Origin of the sequence: Streptomyces sp. BBFR51 (assembly GCF_044591655.1) — a bacterium.
Classification (GTDB): Bacteria; Actinomycetota; Actinomycetes; order Streptomycetales; family Streptomycetaceae; genus Streptomyces.
Genome location: NZ_CP172448.1, coordinates 8,101,094 through 8,118,508 on the forward strand (window position 1 = coordinate 8,101,094; position 17,415 = coordinate 8,118,508).

Annotated in this window: 16 protein-coding genes; 4 read left to right on the plus strand and 12 right to left on the minus strand. The window is 72.5% G+C overall.

The features are described 5' to 3' along the window. Positions 1 to 22: 22 nt before the first annotated feature. Positions 23 to 664: a TetR/AcrR family transcriptional regulator gene (locus ACGH7X_RS36810; RefSeq protein ID WP_399894167.1), complete on the minus strand. Its 642-nt coding sequence runs from the start codon at positions 662 to 664 to the stop codon at positions 23 to 25. Positions 665 to 1,021: 357 nt separating this feature from the next. On the opposite strand from ACGH7X_RS36810, the gene ACGH7X_RS36815 reads away from it, so the two are divergent. Both ACGH7X_RS36815 and ACGH7X_RS36820 read left to right on the plus strand, forming a co-directional pair. Then, positions 1,022 to 3,412: a phosphoketolase gene (locus tag ACGH7X_RS36815; RefSeq protein ID WP_399894169.1), complete on the plus strand. Its 2,391-nt coding sequence runs from the start codon at positions 1,022 to 1,024 to the stop codon at positions 3,410 to 3,412. Beyond that, positions 3,409 to 5,784: a glycoside hydrolase family 65 protein gene (locus tag ACGH7X_RS36820; protein ID WP_399894171.1), complete on the plus strand. Its 2,376-nt coding sequence runs from the start codon at positions 3,409 to 3,411 to the stop codon at positions 5,782 to 5,784. Before ACGH7X_RS36815 ends, ACGH7X_RS36820 begins: the two co-directional genes overlap by 4 nt. 12 nt (positions 5,785 to 5,796) lie before the next feature. Here ACGH7X_RS36820 and ACGH7X_RS36825 read toward each other — a convergent pair whose 3' ends face one another. Then, complete coding sequence (locus ACGH7X_RS36825; RefSeq protein WP_399894174.1) at positions 5,797 to 6,255, minus strand: hypothetical protein; 459 nt, start codon at positions 6,253 to 6,255, stop codon at positions 5,797 to 5,799. A 269-nt stretch (positions 6,256 to 6,524) separates the two neighbouring features. On the opposite strand from ACGH7X_RS36825, the gene ACGH7X_RS36830 reads away from it, so the two are divergent. Continuing rightward, the gene (locus ACGH7X_RS36830) at positions 6,525 to 6,809 is read left to right on the plus strand and encodes a hypothetical protein (RefSeq protein WP_399894177.1); all 285 of its coding nucleotides are present in this window, start codon (positions 6,525 to 6,527) and stop codon (positions 6,807 to 6,809) included. A gap of 2 nt (positions 6,810 to 6,811) precedes the next feature. Here ACGH7X_RS36830 and ACGH7X_RS36835 read toward each other — a convergent pair whose 3' ends face one another. The 9 genes from ACGH7X_RS36835 to ACGH7X_RS36875 form a co-directional block, all read right to left on the minus strand. Further along, positions 6,812 to 8,074, minus strand: a complete 1,263-nt coding sequence (locus ACGH7X_RS36835; RefSeq protein WP_399894180.1) for an arginine deiminase — start codon at positions 8,072 to 8,074, stop codon at positions 6,812 to 6,814. Between the two features lie 80 nt (positions 8,075 to 8,154). After that, the gene (locus ACGH7X_RS36840) at positions 8,155 to 9,609 is read right to left on the minus strand and encodes a basic amino acid/polyamine antiporter (protein ID WP_399894183.1); all 1,455 of its coding nucleotides are present in this window, start codon (positions 9,607 to 9,609) and stop codon (positions 8,155 to 8,157) included. A gap of 109 nt (positions 9,610 to 9,718) precedes the next feature. After that, positions 9,719 to 10,483: a sulfite exporter TauE/SafE family protein gene (locus ACGH7X_RS36845; protein ID WP_399894186.1), complete on the minus strand. Its 765-nt coding sequence runs from the start codon at positions 10,481 to 10,483 to the stop codon at positions 9,719 to 9,721. A 49-nt stretch (positions 10,484 to 10,532) separates the two neighbouring features. Beyond that, positions 10,533 to 11,273 (minus strand): GntR family transcriptional regulator, encoded by a 741-nt coding sequence (locus ACGH7X_RS36850; RefSeq protein ID WP_399894189.1) that lies wholly within the window; start codon positions 11,271 to 11,273, stop codon positions 10,533 to 10,535. A gap of 124 nt (positions 11,274 to 11,397) precedes the next feature. Next, positions 11,398 to 12,261 (minus strand): DMT family transporter, encoded by an 864-nt coding sequence (locus ACGH7X_RS36855; protein WP_399894192.1) that lies wholly within the window; start codon positions 12,259 to 12,261, stop codon positions 11,398 to 11,400. A 63-nt stretch (positions 12,262 to 12,324) separates the two neighbouring features. Then, positions 12,325 to 13,161: a hypothetical protein gene (locus tag ACGH7X_RS36860; RefSeq protein WP_399894195.1), complete on the minus strand. Its 837-nt coding sequence runs from the start codon at positions 13,159 to 13,161 to the stop codon at positions 12,325 to 12,327. A gap of 155 nt (positions 13,162 to 13,316) precedes the next feature. Continuing rightward, complete coding sequence (locus ACGH7X_RS36865) at positions 13,317 to 13,655, minus strand: SCO0607 family lipoprotein (RefSeq protein ID WP_399894198.1); 339 nt, start codon at positions 13,653 to 13,655, stop codon at positions 13,317 to 13,319. A gap of 88 nt (positions 13,656 to 13,743) precedes the next feature. After that, a complete protein-coding gene (locus ACGH7X_RS36870) occupies positions 13,744 to 14,724 on the minus strand; it encodes a hypothetical protein (RefSeq protein ID WP_399894201.1) in 981 nt (326 codons plus the stop codon). Between the two features lie 57 nt (positions 14,725 to 14,781). Next, positions 14,782 to 15,357, minus strand: a complete 576-nt coding sequence (locus tag ACGH7X_RS36875) for a DUF488 family protein (protein WP_399894204.1) — start codon at positions 15,355 to 15,357, stop codon at positions 14,782 to 14,784. A 160-nt stretch (positions 15,358 to 15,517) separates the two neighbouring features. On the opposite strand from ACGH7X_RS36875, the gene ACGH7X_RS36880 reads away from it, so the two are divergent. Further along, entirely contained in the window at positions 15,518 to 16,693 is a 1,176-nt protein-coding gene (locus ACGH7X_RS36880; RefSeq protein ID WP_399894207.1) for a GDSL-type esterase/lipase family protein, read from the plus strand. 3 nt (positions 16,694 to 16,696) lie between these two features. On the opposite strand, the gene ACGH7X_RS36885 is transcribed toward ACGH7X_RS36880, so the two are convergent. Then, the gene (locus ACGH7X_RS36885; protein ID WP_399894210.1) at positions 16,697 to 17,395 is read right to left on the minus strand and encodes a type 1 glutamine amidotransferase; all 699 of its coding nucleotides are present in this window, start codon (positions 17,393 to 17,395) and stop codon (positions 16,697 to 16,699) included. Between the last annotated feature and the right edge of the window lie 20 nt (positions 17,396 to 17,415).

Genomic DNA, 17,415 nt, shown 5'->3' on the forward strand with positions numbered 1-17,415 from the left:
GGTCGCGAGCCCGGCGCGGAGGCTACGCGGAGGGTGCCGGAAGACCGGCGGCGAGGAGGGTGAACACCTCGTGGAAGACGTCGAGGAAGGCGGCTTCCTCCTGGTGTGCGGACCAGTGGTCCATGCTGGTGCGCACCGCGGCGCCCGCCACCGCGGCCAGCAGTCGCGGGTAGAGCCCCGGCCCGTCCCCGCCCGTCTCGCCGTCCCCGCGCAGGCGCAGGGCGATGGCGTCGGCCAGGTCCGCCTCCGCCGCCATGTGGGCCCCGACGCCGCGCGCCAGGAGATGCGGTGAGGCGTGCAGGACCTCGGCGTGCAGCCGCCACAGCTCGTGCTGCTGTTCCGCCTCGGCCAGCTCCGCCGCCATGGCCTCGCGCAGGGCTGCCAGCGGGGAGAGTTCGGCCGGTGCGTCCAGGACGGCGCGGCGCATACGTGCCCCCGCGTCCGCGTCGATCACGACGAAGGCGTCGTCGCGGGTGTCGAAGTAGTTGAAGAAGGTCCGCACGGACACCCCGGCCGCGGCGCTGATCGCCTCGACGGTGACCTTCTCCGCCCCGTGTTCGGCGGCGAGACGTACCGCGGCCTCGGCCAGAGCGGCACGCGTGGCCCGCTTCTTCCGCTCCCGCAGACCGCCCCCCGCGGCACCCTTCTCCGACATAAGTTGCATGGTATGCAAAGATGCACGGTATGCAAAATTGACGGACCGCGGCGGGCGCCCGCCTGGAGTCGCTCTTCCTCCCCCGTCTGGCCTGATTCGGCAACTCCTGTGTGCCGCGTCGAAGTTGGGGTACACGGTGCACCGGCACGGTCGACACCGGGGTCGGCGCCGGTGACGGCCGTGCTGTTCTCCTCACGTACCGCCGCCCGCCGCCCCGCGGCACCGGCGCTCCGTGACCCGCTCGGAACACCATGTGACCCGAACGGCCCTCTCGGGTACCCGCCCGGTCGGCGCAGGGTTGGGATGTGCACGGGCACCCCGTGCCCGCGCGCCCCGACCGGCTGTCCCGACACGGAAGGACCACCGATGTCCGTCGACCCGCAGCAGGCGCCGTCCGGGCTCACGGACGAGGAGCTCGCCGGCCTGGACGCCCACTGGCGCGCCGCGAACTACCTCTCCGTCGGCCAGATCTACCTCATGGCCAACCCCCTGCTGGCCGAGCCCCTTCGTCCCGAGCACGTCAAGCCGCGCCTGCTCGGCCACTGGGGCACCTCACCCGGCCTCAACCTGGTCCACACCCACCTCAACCGGGTGATCAAGGCGCGCGACCTCGACGCCCTGTGCGTCTGGGGACCCGGCCACGGCGGCCCCGCCGTGCTGGCCAACGCCTGGCTGGAGGGCTCGTACACCGAGACGTATCCCGACATCACCCGGGACGCGAGCGGCATGGCCCGGCTGTTCAAGCAGTTCTCGTTCCCCGGCGGTGTGCCGAGCCACGTCGCGCCCGAGACGCCGGGTTCGATCCACGAGGGCGGCGAGCTGGGCTACGCCCTCTCGCACGCCTACGGCGCCGCCTTCGACCACCCCGGCCTGGTGGTCGCCTGCGTCATCGGCGACGGCGAGGCGGAGACCGGCCCGCTGGCGACGTCGTGGCACTCCAACAAGTTCCTCGACCCGGTGAACGACGGCGCCGTGCTGCCGATCCTGCACCTCAACGGCTACAAGATCGCCAACCCGACGGTGCTCGCCCGCCTCCCCGAGAGCGAACTCGACGAACTCCTGCGCGGCTACGGTCACGACCCGATCCACGTCACCGGCGACGAACCGGCCGCCGTCCACCGCGCGACGGCCCGGGCCATGGACACCGCCCTGGACCGCATCGCCGCGATCCAGCGGGCCGCCCGCGAGGAGGGCGCCACCGACCGCCCCCGCTGGCCGATGATCGTCCTGCGCACTCCCAAGGGCTGGACCGGCCCCGCCGAGGTCGACGGACTGCCCGTGGAGAACACCTGGCGCGCCCACCAGGTCCCCCTGTCCGCCGTACGGACCAATCCGGAGCACCTCGCCCAGCTGGAGCAGTGGCTGCGCTCCTACCGGCCCGAAGAGCTGTTCGACGACGCCGGGGCCCCGCGGCCCGCCGTCCTCGCCGCCGTCCCCGAGGGCCCGCGCCGGCTGGGCGCCACCCCCTTCGCCAACGGCGGACTGCTCCTGCGCGAGCTGCCCCTGCCGCCCCTGGACAAGTACGCCGTCCCCGTCGGCGAACCCGGCGCGAGCATGCACGAACCCACCCGGGTCCTCGGCGACCTGCTCCGGGACGTCATGGACGCCACCGCCGAACGGCGCGACTTCCGGCTCGTCGGCCCCGACGAGACCGCCTCCAACCGCCTCCAGGCCGTCTACGCCGCCAGCGGCAAGGCCTGGCAGGAGAGGACGCTGCCCGTCGACGAGAACCTGGACCGGCACGGCCGCGTCATGGAGATCCTGTCCGAACACACCTGCCAGGGCTGGCTCGAGGGCTACCTCCTCACCGGCCGGCACGGACTGTTCTCCTGCTACGAGGCCTTCGTCCACATCGTCGACTCCATGGTCAACCAGCACGTCAAATGGCTGCGCGTGACCCGCCGGCTGCCCTGGCGCGCGCCCATCGCCTCCCTCAACTACCTGCTCACCTCGCACGTCTGGCGCCAGGACCACAACGGCTTCTCCCACCAGGACCCCGGCTTCGTCGACCACATCCTGAACAAGAGCCCCGAGGCCGTGCGGGTGTATCTGCCGCCGGACGCCAACACCCTGCTCTCGGTGGCCGACCACGCCCTGCGCAGCCGCGACTACGTGAACGTGATCGTCGCCGGCAAACAGCCCTGCTTCGACTGGCTGTCCATGGAGGAGGCCCGGGTGCACTGCGCACGCGGCGCGGGGGTCTGGGACTGGGCCGGCACCGAGGACGGCGCCCGCGAACCCGACGTGGTGCTCGCCTGCGCGGGCGACGTCCCCACCCAGGAGATCCTCGCCGCCGCCCAGCTCGTCCGCCGGCATCTGCCCGGACTCGCCGTACGCGTGGTCAACGTGGTGGACATCGCCCGCCTGCTGCCCAGCGGTGAACACCCGCACGGCATGAGCGACTTCGAGTACGACGGCCTGTTCACCGCCGACAAACCGGTGATCTTCGCCTACCACGGGTACCCCTGGCTGATCCACCGGCTCGCCTACCGGCGCACCGGCCACGCACATCTGCACGTGCGCGGCTACAAGGAGATCGGGACCACCACCACACCCTTCGACATGGTGGTCGGCAACGACATGGACCGCTACCGCCTCGTCATGGACGTCATCGACCGGGTGCCCGGCCTCGCCGTGCGCGCCGCGCCCGTACGGCAGCGGATGGAGGACGCCCGGCTGCGCCACCACGACTGGATCCGCGAACACGGCGTGGACCTGCCCGAGGTCGCCGACTGGACCTGGGACGGTGCGCGATGACCGTGACGCCCTCGACCTGGGACTACGACCATTACGACCCCGCCGAGGAGCGGCTGCGCGAGTCGCTGTGCACCCTCGGCAACGGCTACTTCGCCACCCGCGGCGCCCTGCCCGAGTGCGCCGCGGACGACGTGCACTACCCGGGCACCTACGTGGCCGGCTGCTACAACCGCCTCACCTCCACCGTCGCGGGACGCGAAGTCGAGAACGAGGACATGGTCAACCTCCCCAACTGGCTGCCGCTGCGCTTCAGGCCCGTAGGAGGGGACTGGCTCACGCCGGACACCGCCGAGGTGCTCGACCACCGTCAGACCGTGCACCTGGACACGGGCGTCCTGGAGCGGCGCACCAGCTTCGGGCTCGCGGGGGGACGCGTGCTCTCCGTGCGCCAGCTGCGCCTGGTGCACATGGCCGACCCGCACCTCGCCGCCCTGCGCACGGAGTTCACGATCGACTCCGGCCCCGCCGACCTCGAGGTGGAGGCGGCCCTGGACGGCGGCGTCACCAACTCCGGGGTGCCGCGCTACCGGGACCTGGACGGCCGACACCTGACCCACGTGCACACCGACGGCGCGGACGACGGCACCGTGTGGCTGCGCTGCCGCACCCGCACCTCCGACATCCGGGTCGGCATGGCGGCCCGCACGACCGCCGACGCGCCGGTCACCGCGGCGCGGGAACACCTGTGCGTCACCCAGCGCACGACCCTGCGCGCCGAACCGGGCAGGACCGTCACCGTCGACAAGGTCGTGGCCCTGCACACCTCGCGCGACCCGGCGATCAGCGATCCGCTTCAGGCCGCCGTCGACCGGGTGGCCGACGCCCCCGGATTCGACGAGCTGATGGTGTCCCACCGCAGGGCCTGGGGCCAGCTGTGGCGCCGCGCCGAGCTCGACGTACCCGGCGAGGCGGGCAGCATCCTGCGCCTGCACCTCTTCCACGTGCTCCAGACCCTCTCCCCGCACACCGCCGACCTCGACGTGGGCGTACCGGCGCGCGGGCTGCACGGGGAGGCCTACCGCGGCCACGTCTTCTGGGACGAGCTGTTCGTGCTGCCCTACCTGAACCTGCACTTCCCCGAGGTGTCGCGGGCCCTGCTCCACTACCGGCACCGCCGCCTGGAACGGGCCGTCCACGCCGCCCGCGCGATGGGCAGGCGCGGCGCGCTGTACCCCTGGCAGAGCGGCAGCGACGGCCGCGAGGAGACCCAGCAACTGCACCTCAACCCGCGCTCCGGCCGCTGGCTCCCGGACCACTCGCACCTCCAGCACCATGTGGGCTCGGCGATCGCGTACAACGTGTGGCAGTACTGCGAGGCGAGCGGCGACGCCGAGTTCCTGCACACCAAGGGCGCCGAGATGCTGCTCCAGATCGCGCGCTTCTGGGCGGACTCCGCCACCTGGGACGAGCGACTGGGGCGGTACCGCATCCGGGGCGTCGTCGGCCCCGACGAGTACCACGAGGGCTACCCCGGCGCCGAGCGGCCGGGCCTCGACGACAACGCGTACACCAACGTCACCGCCGCCTGGGTGCTCACCCGCACCCTGGAAGTCATCGGCGACCTGCCCGAACCACGGCGTCGCGAACTCGTCGAGCGCACCGCCCTGGGCGACGACGAACTCGAACAGTGGGACAGCGTCTCCCGCACCCTCCACGTCCCCTTCCACGACGGCGTCGTCAGCCAGTTCGAGGGGTACGGCGACCTCGCCGAACTCGACTGGGAGGGCTACCGCGAGCGGTACGGCGACATCCGGCGCCTCGACCGGGTCCTGGAGGCCGAGAACGACAGCGTCAACAACTACCAGGCGTCCAAGCAGGCCGACGTCCTGATGCTGGGCTACCTGTTCTCCCCGGCCGAGCTCCGCTCGCTCTTCGAGCGGCTGGGGTACCGCCTGGAGGAGAAGACCTGGCAGCGCACCGTCGACTACTACCTGGCCCGCACCAGCCACGGCTCGACCCTCAGCGGACTCGTGCACGGCTGGATCCTGGCCCGCGCCCGCCGCGCCGAGGCCTGGGCCTACTTCCAGGAGGCACTCAAGGGCGACGTCGCCGACCTCCAGGGCGGCACCACGGGCGAGGGCATCCACCTGGGGGCCATGGCGGGCACCCTCGACCTCGTCCAGCGCGGACTGACCGGTCTCGAGACCCGCGCCGGCGCCCTGTGGCTGAACCCGGTGCCGCTGCCGGAGCTGTCCTCGTACGGGTTCGCCATCCGCTACCAGGGCCACTGGGGCGTACGGCTCCGGCTGGAGCACGGGCGACTGGAGATCGCCGTGCCCTCGGCCGGTCCGCTGCCCATCGACGTCCGGCTGCCGGACCGCGAGGTGCGGCTCAGGCCGGGCGACACGTGCCGGCTGGCACTCCCGGACTGAGCGCGGGAACCGTCAGCCCGCCAGGGGATAGGTCACCGTGCGCGAGGCTCCGTCCGGCCTGCCGTCGGTGTAGGTGAGGGTGATCCGGGTGTAGTGCCGCTGTCCCGTGCCCTGCTCCCCGGCCTGCGGCCGGTCGAGCCGGACGGTCACGGGATACGAGTGGAAGGCGCCCGCCGCGCAGTAGGGGTCGCAGTCGTTGACGGCGTTGGTCCCCCGGCCCACCGCGGCGTTCGCGTCCCAGCGGTACCAGTGCATCGAGACCAGGCGGCTGTTGCCGTCCCCGCAGGCCAGTATGTACGCCTCGGGCCGTACCTGCGGCTGCCCGGCGCAGTCGGTCAGCACCGGATCCTGCGTCTGCTGGGTCGGCGCGGCGGTCGGCGCCGACGGTGCGGCGGAGGCCGTGCCCAGGGGTACTGCGAGCGCGGCGGCGGCACAGAGTGTGACCGCTGCCCTCATCGGGTTTCTGCCCATGTCTGCTCCCGGCCGTCTCGGGGTCGCTTGTCTCCGCTTCCCGTTTCCCCGTACCGACCGTACGACCGTGACCACGAACGCACCACTCGTACGGAGCAGTGATCGGCTCGCCGGGGCCCGGACCTGGCCGTACACCCGCTCACCCGGTTCGTGCGACAAGACGCCGATTGCATCCACCGTGTGGTCCTCGCGGCGGTCCGCAACCGCCCTCGCCGCCCCGGTGTCTCATGCCGTCAAGAACGGCGACCCATCAAGTGGAGGACCGCGGTATGCACACGACGACTGCTCCGACCGCCGCCGACCCGACGCGCTCGCGCTCCCGCGACACCCGGGGCGACTTCCTGCTCCAGCCGCCCAACCCCGCCGAGCGCGTCCCGTGCCGCGTCGACCCCGTCGACCTGCGCCGCCTCGACCTGCTCGCCCTGCTGACCGCCGCCGGTATCGCGCCCTCCGCCGGGGACCGCGCCGCCATCGAACGGCTCAGCGAACTCCCCGGCAGCGTCCACACGGCACTCCACCGCTGGCTGGAGCAGGCCTACGGGTTCTGCCGCTGAGATCAGAACTCGACGGGCTCACGCACCAGAGGACACGTCATGCAGTGCCCGCCGCCGCGCCCCCGGCCCAGTTCCGCGCCCACGATGGTGACCACCTCGACCCGGGCCTCGCGCAGCAGCGCGTTGGTGAGGGTGTTGCGGTCGTAGGTGAACACCACGCCGGGTTCCACCGCGACGGCGTTGTTGCCGCTGTCCCACTGCTGGCGTTCGGAGGCGTAGGCGTCACCGCCCGTCTCCACCACCCGCAGCGACGACAGCCCGAGAGCCTTGGCGACGACGTCGACGAAGGGCGTCGTGCCCTCGTCGACGATGTCGAAGCCGGGAGCCCGGTCGCCGGGGCGCAGCGAGAAGGTGTGCACCGCGTCCATGATGCGGGGGTAGAGGGTGACCACGTCGCGGTCGGCGAAGGTGAAGACCGTGTCCAGGTGCATGGCGGACCGAAGCCTCGGCATCCCGGCGACGACGACGTGTTCGGCGGCCCCCTTGCGGAACAGCGCGGCGGCGACCTGGGTGACGGCCTGCCGCGAGGTGCGCTCGCTCATGCCCATGAGGACGACTCCGTTGCCCACCGGCATGACGTCGCCGCCCTCGAGGGTGGCCTGGCCCCAGTCGAGTTCGGGGTCGCCCCACCACACCGTCGAGCCCTTGAAGTCGGGGTGGAAGGTGTAGATCGCCTTCATCAGCAGAGTCTCGTCGTGGCGTGCGGGCCAGTACAGCGGGTTGAGGGTGAGACCGCCGTACAGCCAGGAGGAGGTGTCCCGCGTGTACAGGGTGTTGGGCAGCGGCGGCATCAGGTACTCGCGCGCGCCGGTGGACTCGCGGGCCAGTGCGAAGTGCGGGGAGCGGAAGTCCTCCGGCAGGTCACTGGTGGCGAGCCCGCCGACGAGGTACTCGGCGAGTTCCCTGGGCGAGAGGGTCTCCAGGTAGGCGCGGGTGGCGTCGACGAGGCCGATGCCGACCCGGTTGGCCACGATCTTCCGGTCCAGGAGCCAAGCCTTCGCCTCCGGGACGGCCATGATCCGGGCCAGCAGGTCGTGCAGCTCTACCACCTCCACCCCGCGCCGGCGCAGTTCGCCGACGAAGGCGGCGTGGTCGCGCTGGGCGTTCTCCACCCACATGACGTCGTCGAAGAGCAGGTCGTCGGAGTTGGTCGGGGTCAGCCGCCGGTGTGCGAGTCCGGGCGAACACACCAGCACCTTGCGCAGCCTGCCGACCTCGGAATGGACGCCGAGCGCGGGCCCCACGGTGCTCTCGTTACTGGTCACAAGGCCTCCTTGACGGATGCGGGACGAGGCGGGGAAAGCGGACAGGGAAACGACTCACGGGCATGGCTCACCGGCCCGGCTCACAGGCTGATCCACCCGGCGGCCAGGGCTAGGAGACCGAGCACCGCGCCGACCACGGAGACGGCCAGGACGACGAGTTCCCCGGGCGAGAACAACCGACGGCCCTGTTCCCGGCGGGCCATCACGAACAGGACGGTCGCCGGGGCGTAGAGGATGAAGGACACCAGCACGAACTTCAGGCCCGCCGCGTACAGCAGGAAGGCGGTGTACAGCGTGGCGACCACACCGACGACCAGCTCGCGCCGGGAGGTGCGGCCGCCCTCGGTGCGCGGGTCGTCCCGGCTGCCGATCCGCACCGCGAAGCCCGCCGCCAGCAGATACGGGATCAGGGAGAGGGCGCTGGTCAGGTTGAGCGCGAAGTTGAAGGCGTCGTCCGAGAAACTGGTGGCGATCAGCACCACCTGGGTGAGCAGCGAGGTCATCAACAGCGCGGGCACGGGCACGTCCACGGCGTTGGCGCGGCGCAGGAAGCGCGGCATGTCGTCGTCCTTGGCCGCGACGAAGAGCACCTCCGCCGCCATCAGCGTCCAGGCCAGGTAGGCGCCCAGCACCGACACGATCAGACCGACGCTGATGAACACCCGGCCCCAGGTGCCGACGGCCGCCTCCAGGACGCCCGCCATGGACGGCTGGCGCAGGCCGGCGATCTCGGCCATCGGCATGATGCCGTACGACACGATGGTGACCGACGCGAAGACCGCGAACACGCTGAGGAAGCCGAGCACCGTCGCCCTGCCGACGTCGGACCGTCGCCTGGCGTGCCGGGAGTAGACGCTGGCGCCCTCGACGCCGAGGAACACGAAGACGGTGGCCAGCATGGTGCCGCGCACCTGCGAGAACAGAGAGCCCGCGTAGTCGGCGCCCCTGAAGTTGTCCGCGAAGACACCCGGTTCGAAGTACACCAGGGCCAGGACGACGAAGAAGACGATCGGGACGAGCTTGGCCACCGTGACGACCTTGTTGATGGCCGTCGCCTCCTTCACACCGCGCCGGATCAGCCAGAAGAACGCCCACAGCCCGACGGACGACAGGACCACCGCGAGGGCGGTGTCCCCGTCGCCGAGGTCCGGCCGGATCGACCCGACGGTCGACATGATCAGGACCCAGTAGGTCACGTTGCCCACACAGGTGCTGGCCCAGTAGCCGAAGGCGGCGAAGAAGCCCAGGTACTCGCCGAAGCCCGCCTTGGCGTACGCGTACACACCGGCGTCGAGGTCGGGTCTGCGCACGGCGAGGGACTGGAAGACGAACGCCAGCATCAGCATGCTCGTGCCGGCGATCGCCCAGGCGATCAGCGCGCCCGCGACGCCGGTCTCCTCGGCGAACCGCCCCGGCAGCGAGAACACACCGGCGCCCACCATCGACCCGACGACCATGGCGGTCAGGGTGAACAGCGGCAGCTTCGCGGTGGGCGGTGACGTGCCGTCGGTGTCGGAAGCAGCGGCCTGCGACATGCCGTCCCTCCGGAGGGCTGAGCGATTGTGACCACTGTGCATCACGTGGTGGCCCGGGGCATCTTGTTCGTGTTCACGGTCAGTCACCGGCACGGCCGCCGGCTGACGGTCAGCCGTGCAGGGCGAGGTACGGGGCGAGCGCGAACAGCGTCGAGATCAGGGCGTACTTGAGATGGCGTGTGGGCAGTGCGTGCGCGATCCGCCAGCCCAGCAGCACGCCAACCAGCTCGGGGACGCCGACCAGCACCGCCAGCGGCCAGTCGACGGCCCCCTGGGCCACATAACCCAGCGTTCCCACACCGGCGATGACGACGGACTGCGCCTGGGCCGAGGCGAGGGACTCCAGCACGGGCACGCCCAGAGCCACCAGCAGCGGGACCGTGAGCATCGGTCCGCCGATACCGACGACACCGGCCGCGACGGCCACCGCGAATCCCAGCCCGGCCACCACCCCCGTAGCGGGATGTGCCCGCGGCGTGGCCCCGCCGCGGCGCTCGCGGAACCACACCAGGCCCGCCACTCCCGCCACGAACACCCCGAGGACCAGCCCGAACATCCGCTGGGACACGTACGAGTTGACCATGACGCCGAGCGGGGTACCGGCGACGGCGCTCACGGCCAGGACCAGCGCCGTGCGCCGGGTCCGGGGCTCGCGCAGCTGCCCGGAGCGGGTGTAGGCGGCGGTGGCGAGGGCGCCGGTGGCGACATGGGTGACGATGGCCGTCCCGGCGACCTCCGCCGGTGTCAGGCCGGTGAGGGCGAACAGACCGATCGTGGGCAGGACCCCGCCCGGCCCGACGGCCGTGATGCCGACCCCGCCGACCAGCCCCAGCAGCCCCAGGGCGATCAGCACGGGCACACTCGAACCGGCCATCGCCGGCCTCCTCTCACGTGCCTGGACGAACGGAACGGACCGGACCGGGTCAGGCCGGCTCTCCACGGTGGAGCGTGGAGCGCAGGGTCATCCGGTCCGCGCGGATGCGGATCGACTCCACGTCCACCGGCCGACCGTCCGCCAGCCGTGTCAACCGCTCCAGGGCGAACACCGCCGCCCCCGCCTCGATCCCCAGCAGCTCAGCGGTGCCGGGGTCCGCGTTGACCGCGTGCACGGCCACCTCGGCACGCCCGAGCCGGCTGCCCGCGGCCTCCTCGATCAGGCCGAACACATCCCGGTCCGCCAGGTCGCCGGCGAGCACGGCACGGCCGATGTCCGCGGTCAGATAACTGGTGTCCAGCGACAACGGCAGCCCGTCGAGCCTGCGCAGCCGCTCCACGTACACGCCGCCCGCCTCGGCCGGCACCTCCAGCCGGGCGGCGATCGCGGCGGGCAGGACGGGCACCTCCGCTGCGGCCCGCACCTCGTTGGTCACGGTGCCGCGCCCGGTCAGCTCCTCGGCCAGGCCGGTCAGCCGGTCGAGACCGTGTCCGTACTTCGACAGCGCCACCGTCGTCCCGACCCCGCGTCGCCGGGTGATCAGCCCCTCCCGGCACAGCAGGGCCAGCGCGTCCCGTACGGCGTTGCGCGAAGCGGCGAACCGGCGGCCCAGGAGCCGCTCGTCCGGCAGCACGCCGTCGGCGAAGGCGCCGTCGGTGATCTGCTGCCGCAGCACATCGGCCAGCTGCCGGGCCCGCTCGGCGCGCGGCCGTCCCACGTGGTGGTCCATGCCGCTCACGGTAGCCCGAACCATGTTTCGCCGAAGTTACGCCACCCTCATTGACCTGCGAAAACGACTGACCTGCGGGTTCGCGGGGAGTGACGCGCACTTCGCCACCCGGGCGGCGCGACGCTCACTGCGCGGTGCGCAGATCCGCGCCGCGCCGGGCCAGGTTGAGGACCCCCACGACGATCAGCGCCACACCGAGCAGCTGCGGCACGACCAACCAGCCGCCGCGTACGTCCTCGCGGTACAGCACCACACCGAGCAGGAGGCTCACCGTCGCGTCGCCCAGGGTGAGTGCGGGCTGGGAGGCGACGAGCGGGCCGCCCTGCATGGCGTGCTCCAGCAGGAGCACGGCACACACACCGGCCGCGGCGAAGCCGTAGGTCTGCCAGGCCGTCAGGAAGCCGACCACGCCGTCGGTGGTCAGGACGCGCATGGAGTCCTTCATCAGAGCGGCCGTCAGCGCGTAGCACACCGCGGTGGCCGCGCCGATGCACCCGGCACGGGCCTTGCCGACGGGCCGCCTGAGGCCCGCCGCGGCCAGCAGCACGGCCGCCCCGGCACAGGCCGCCAGCGCGGGCACCCAGCGATCCAGGGGCACCTCCGCCTTGCCGCCTCCTGGCGCGGCGGAGGCCAGCGCGACACCGAGCCCCACGACCACCGCGCCCACGGCGAGCCACATCACCTCCGGCATCCGATTGCCGGTCAGCAGCGAGGCCAGCAGCAGGGCCAGCGGAAGCTCCAGCACGAACAGGGGCTGTACGAGTGACAGCGGCCCCGTCGCCAGCGCCACCGCCTGCCCCACGCCCGCCACGACGACGGCCAGCATGCCGCCGAGCCACACGGGCCGCCGCAGCAGGTCGAGGACGAGCCCCGGGCGGAACCCCTGGGACTGCGGCACGCTCAGCGCGGCACGCCGTTGGAGCACGGTGGCCAGCGCGTTGCTGAACGCGGCGAGGAGTGCGAAGAGCACCGGCAGTACAACACCCATCCACCGATACTCACCCCGTTCGCCCCCGGCCGCGCGCGGTGCCGCGTCCGGGGCGGGGTGTGCTCAGCTGCCGCTCTGCGCGGACGGGGCCTCGGCCGCCGCGGTGTCCTGCTTCTGCTTGGGCGCGGCGGCGTCGGTGGCGGTGTAGTAGACCGAGCTCCCCTGCTTGGTGCGCTGGGCCTGGTTCTTGGCGACGAGTCCCTCGAGCGTGGTGCGCACGACCGTGGTCTTGACGGTGCGTCCGGAGTGGGCCTCGCCCAGCGCGGTGGTGACCTCGGCGGCGGAGCGCGGCTCACTCTGCTCGGTGAGGTGGTTGCGCACCAGCTCGACCAGGGTGGGCTGGGCGGCGGCCTGGGCCGGCGCCTTCTTCGCAGCAGGCTTCTCGGCAGCCTTGGCGGCCGTCTTGGTGACTGTCTTCGCGTCCGTCTTCGCGTCTGTCGTCGCGGCCGTCTTGGCGGCCGTCTTGGCGACGGACTTGGTGGCCGTCTTCGTGGCCGTCTTCGTGGCCTTCTTGGCCGCGGGCTTCGACGCCGGCTTGGCGCCCGGCTTCGGGGCGGTGGCACGCTTGGGCGCGGCGGCGGACTTCTTGCTCCGGGTACGCCTGCCCGTCGCTTCCGCGGGGGCACTGTCGCGCGGCGCGGGCACGGTGGCCGTGTCGGTCGCGGGGGCGCGCTCCGGAGCGGTGACGGACTGGGTCGGCGGCGGGGTGATGCCGAGGGCCTGCTGCATGTTCACCAGCAGGGCGTGGTCGTGCTGGAGCGCGGCCAGCTGCTGCTGGAGCGCTGTGACCTCCGCGCTGACACGTTCCTGCTCCTTGACGTTGCGCTCCAGGTCGTCGGTCACCTGGACGCTGTACTGCGACGCCAGTTCGGTGGCGGACTGCATCGTGCTCTCGGACATGGTGTTGACTCTCCTCGATTCGCGGCCGTGAAGGCAGACGGACAGCCCCAGTTGTTGTCCTGTTCGCTGCCGAGCCGGTATACCACGTATGGCCGCCACCATGGTATGTGCCGCCGCAACCCAGTGCGTGTGTTCGGAGCACGGAGACCCGGCGGTCACCCGCCCGCGGGCACCTCCACGACCTTTCCGTCCTTGTCGACGGTGTGTGTCTGCCAGTAGGTGTCCCACTCGTCACCGACGTGCTCCGGGACCTTGCCCTCGGGGTAGCGGGTGTAACCCTCGGGCGGTTCCTCGCCGTTGGGTACACATGCGCTGCCGGTGCCGCCGATGGTCATGACCGGGTACTCGCCACCGCCGCAGCTGGCCTCCTCCATGGAACAGCCGGCCAGGACCGCCGAGGCGGCCGCACAGGCCAGGACGAGACCGCGGACGGATCGCGTGGTGCGGCCGGCGCGGACGCCCGACGGTCGGTGAACTCGCTTGCTGGTACGCACGGTTGGCTCCCTGTGGGTGGCTGGTACGGCAAGCCTCCCCCGACGGGGGGAAGCGCTTCATGAGTACGGGTACTCAATCGGACGAGCTCTACTGCCCGGCACGGGTGGCCAAACGGTCCGCCTGGCGCGCGGCCGCCCTCGCCTCGCGCTCGGCCCCGGTCACCGCGTCCGCCGTCGCACGTTCCCGCTCCCCGGCCTCCCGCCGTTCCCGCTCGGCCCGGTCGAGGTCCTCATGTGCCGTACGCAGCCGCTCCTCGGCGGCGGCCACCGCCTCACGGACCCGGCCGAGTTCACCGTCGGCCCGCCGGAGCGACTCCTGCGCGTCCGTCTGCTCCGCGTGTGCGTCCCGCAGTCGCCGCGCGGCCTGTTCGGCCTCCTGTTCGGCTCGCGCGAGTTCCTCCCGCCGCCTGCGGCGCCGCTCGGCGAGTTCGTCCTTGCTCCGGGTGCGGGACGCGGGGCGCGGGGACTTCCGGCGTGGTGCCGGCTCGGGCGGTGCCGGCTCGGGCGGTGTTGGCTCGGACGGTCCCGGTCCGGTCGGGGCGGTGCCCGAGGGAAACGCCGAGGGCGGGGTGAGGGAGACCTCCAGGCGGCCCGCGGCCCACTGTTCGGCGGCGCCCGGGTCCGCGAGGACGGCGCGCAGGGTCGACTCGACCTCCCGCTGCGCCGCCTGCGAGAGCCGGTGCCCGGACTCGTCCGCGAGCTGTGCGGCCTGCCGGGACAGGACGGAGACGATGCGCCGGCGTTGCGCCGACAGTTCCTTGAGTCCCGCGGCGTCCAGGGTGCGGTGTGCTTCGCGCAGTGCCTGCCCCAGCTCCAGGAACCCCCGGGTCTCCTCCGGTCGGGCACGCGTCAGCAGGTTCGCCGCCCAGGCCGCGAGCGTGGGCCGGCGGGCGGCGTGGATACGGCGGGCGTCGTCCTGGCGACCGGCTGTTCTGGCGGCCGCGGCCCGTTCCTCGCGGCGGGAGACGAAGCCGGACGGAGGCGTGCTGTAGAGCTCGTCCAGGACCTGCTCGACAGCCCCCTCCTCGTGCCCGCCGGTGCCCCGACGGCGCCCGCCCTTGCGCTGCATGGCATCCGCCTCCGTCCTCACCACGATTCCCACGACGGGCTACGACCGCTATGGCCGCTACGACCGCCCGGACGGCGGTGCGGCCGACTTCGCCGCCGCCGCCTCGTCGTCGTCGTAGACGAGCAGGCCGTCCGTCCGCAGCCGGGCGCCCGGCGTGGGGGAGTGGGCCGTCAGGCGGCCGTCGTGCATCAGGTGGTCCGCGGGGATGTCACGGGCCAGTACGGCGAAGTCGGCGATGAGGCGCCGGTGGCACCGCCACCACACGGCCTCGCCGCACATGACCGCGGTGCGCTCGAGTGCCGCCTGCGCCAGCAGCTCGTCCATGGCGGCGACGAACTCCGGCGAGCGGGTGTGTCCGGCGTACCCCCGAAAGGACGCGTTGCGCCAGACGACGTCGGGCGAGTCCGGCGCCGGCTTGCGGAACCCGCCCAGACGCCGCTCCCACCGGTAGGCGATGCCCTCCTCGGGCAGCCACTCCTGCAGCCGGTCCCGCAGCAGGTCGGGGTCGCGACGGCTGCCGGGGGCGGTCCTGACGTCGACCACGGAGGTGACACCGGCGTTCCGCAGCAGCCCGGCCAGCTCCGCGCGGCCCGCGGTGCCGTGCCCGAACGTGACCAGATGAGGCGGGGACATGTGCTCGGAGTCCCCTCGGTGCCTGCGCTCATGCCTCCGTGCGCCGGATCTGTGAACCGGCTTCCTATCATGATGGGTAATTTGCCTAATGAATTTAGGCTAATGCATAATCGGCAAAGGAAGACGCGACACAGCGAGACGCACCACCGCCGGAGGCGACATGAGCACCGAGGACGACTGGATCACCACCCCCATCACCCAAAACCTCCTGCGGGGCGCCCTCGACCTGGAGCGCACCGAGCACGGCCTGCTGCCCCACCGGCTGCCCGCCCGGGCCCGCGCGCAGAACACCGACGGGCAACTGGCCATGGCCGAGTCCCAGCCCTCCGGCGTACGCCTGGTCCTGCGCACCCGGGCCACCGCCCTCGAACTGGACACCCTGCCCACCAAGCGCCGCTACGTCGGCGCACCGCCGCGCCCGGACGGCGTGTACGACCTGCTCGTCGACGGCCGTCCGGCGGGCCGGGGCAGTGTCACGGGCGGCAACACCCTCACCATCGACATGGCCACCGGCACGGCGGGCGTCGAGCCCGGCCCGTCCGGCACCCTCCGCTTCGCGGACCTGCCCCAGGGCACCAAGGTCCTCGAGATCTGGCTGCCGCACACCGAGACCACCGAACTCGTCGCGCTGCGCACCAACGCCCCCGTCGAGGCCGTCCCGGACCCGGGCCGCAGGGTCTGGCTGCACCACGGCAGCTCGATCAGCCACGGCTCCGACGCGGCGAGCCCCACCACCACCTGGCCCGCGCTCGCCGCCTCCCTCGGCGGCGTCGAACTGGTCAACCTGGGCCTGGGCGGCAGCGCCCTGCTCGACCCGTTCACCGCACGGGCCATGCGCGACACCCCCGCCGACCTGATCAGCGTCAAGATCGGCATCAACGTGGTCAACGCCGACGCCATGCGCCTGCGTGCCTTCGGCCCCGCCGTGCACGGCTTCCTCGACACCATCCGCGAGGGCCACCCCACCGCCCCGCTGCTGGTCGTCTCGTCCATCCTGTGCCCCGTCCACGAGGACACCCCCGGCCCCCTCGCACCGGACTTCGCCGGGCTCGCGCAGGGGCGCGTGCGGTTCGTCGCCACGGGAGACCCGGCACAACGCGCGAGCGGGAAGCTGACCCTGAACATCATCAGGGACGAGCTGTCCCGGATCGTGACCGCGCGGGCCGCCGACGACCCGAACCTGCACTACCTGGACGGCCGCGAGCTCTACGGAGAGGCCGACGCCGCCGAACTGCCCCTGCCCGACGCCGTCCACCCGGACGCCGCGACCCACCGCCTCATGGGCGAGCGCTTCGCCAAGCTCGCCTTCTGCGACCAGGGGGCCTTCAAGGGCTGACCCTCATGCGGCGACGACCGCGGCGAAGCGCCGGGCGACCTCCCGCCAGACCGGCTCCGCCGCCGGCTCGTCGAGTTCCGCCCGGCGGGTGAGCTCCACCGGGTCCAGCCCCCGGGCCCGCATCCGACCGGCGTCCCACGACCTCACCCGGTCCGCGCCCGCCTCGGGGTGGAACTGCACGCCCCACGCCCGCTCGCCGACCCTGAACGCCTGGTACGGGCACCGTTCGCTCGCCATCAGCCAGGCGGCACCGGGCGGCAGGGCGGTGACGGCGTCCACGTGGTGCTCGACCGCCGTCACCCGCTCGGGCAGCCCCCCGAAGAGCGGATCGGTCCCGGCCTCCGACCGCAGGGTCAGCGGGGTGCTGCCGAACTCGGGTTCGCCGTGTTCACCCCGCACCGTGCCACCCGCGACCCGGGCGAGCAGCTGCCCGCCGAGGCAGATCCCGAAGACCGGGGCGCCCCGCTCCACAGCGTCGGCGACCAGAGCCCGGGTGGGCGCCAGCCACGGAGCGCGCGCGTCGTCGTCGGGCAGGTAGCCACCCCCGAGCACCATGACGCCGTCGTGCTCCGAATGCCCCGGAAGCGGCTCCCCGGCGTACGCGTGCACCACGTCCAACGACAGCCCGTCCGCGACCAGCCAGTCACCGAACCGGCCCGCCCCGCCGCCCCGATGGTTCTGCACCACCAACAGCCGCGACATCACCCACCCCCTTACCCGCG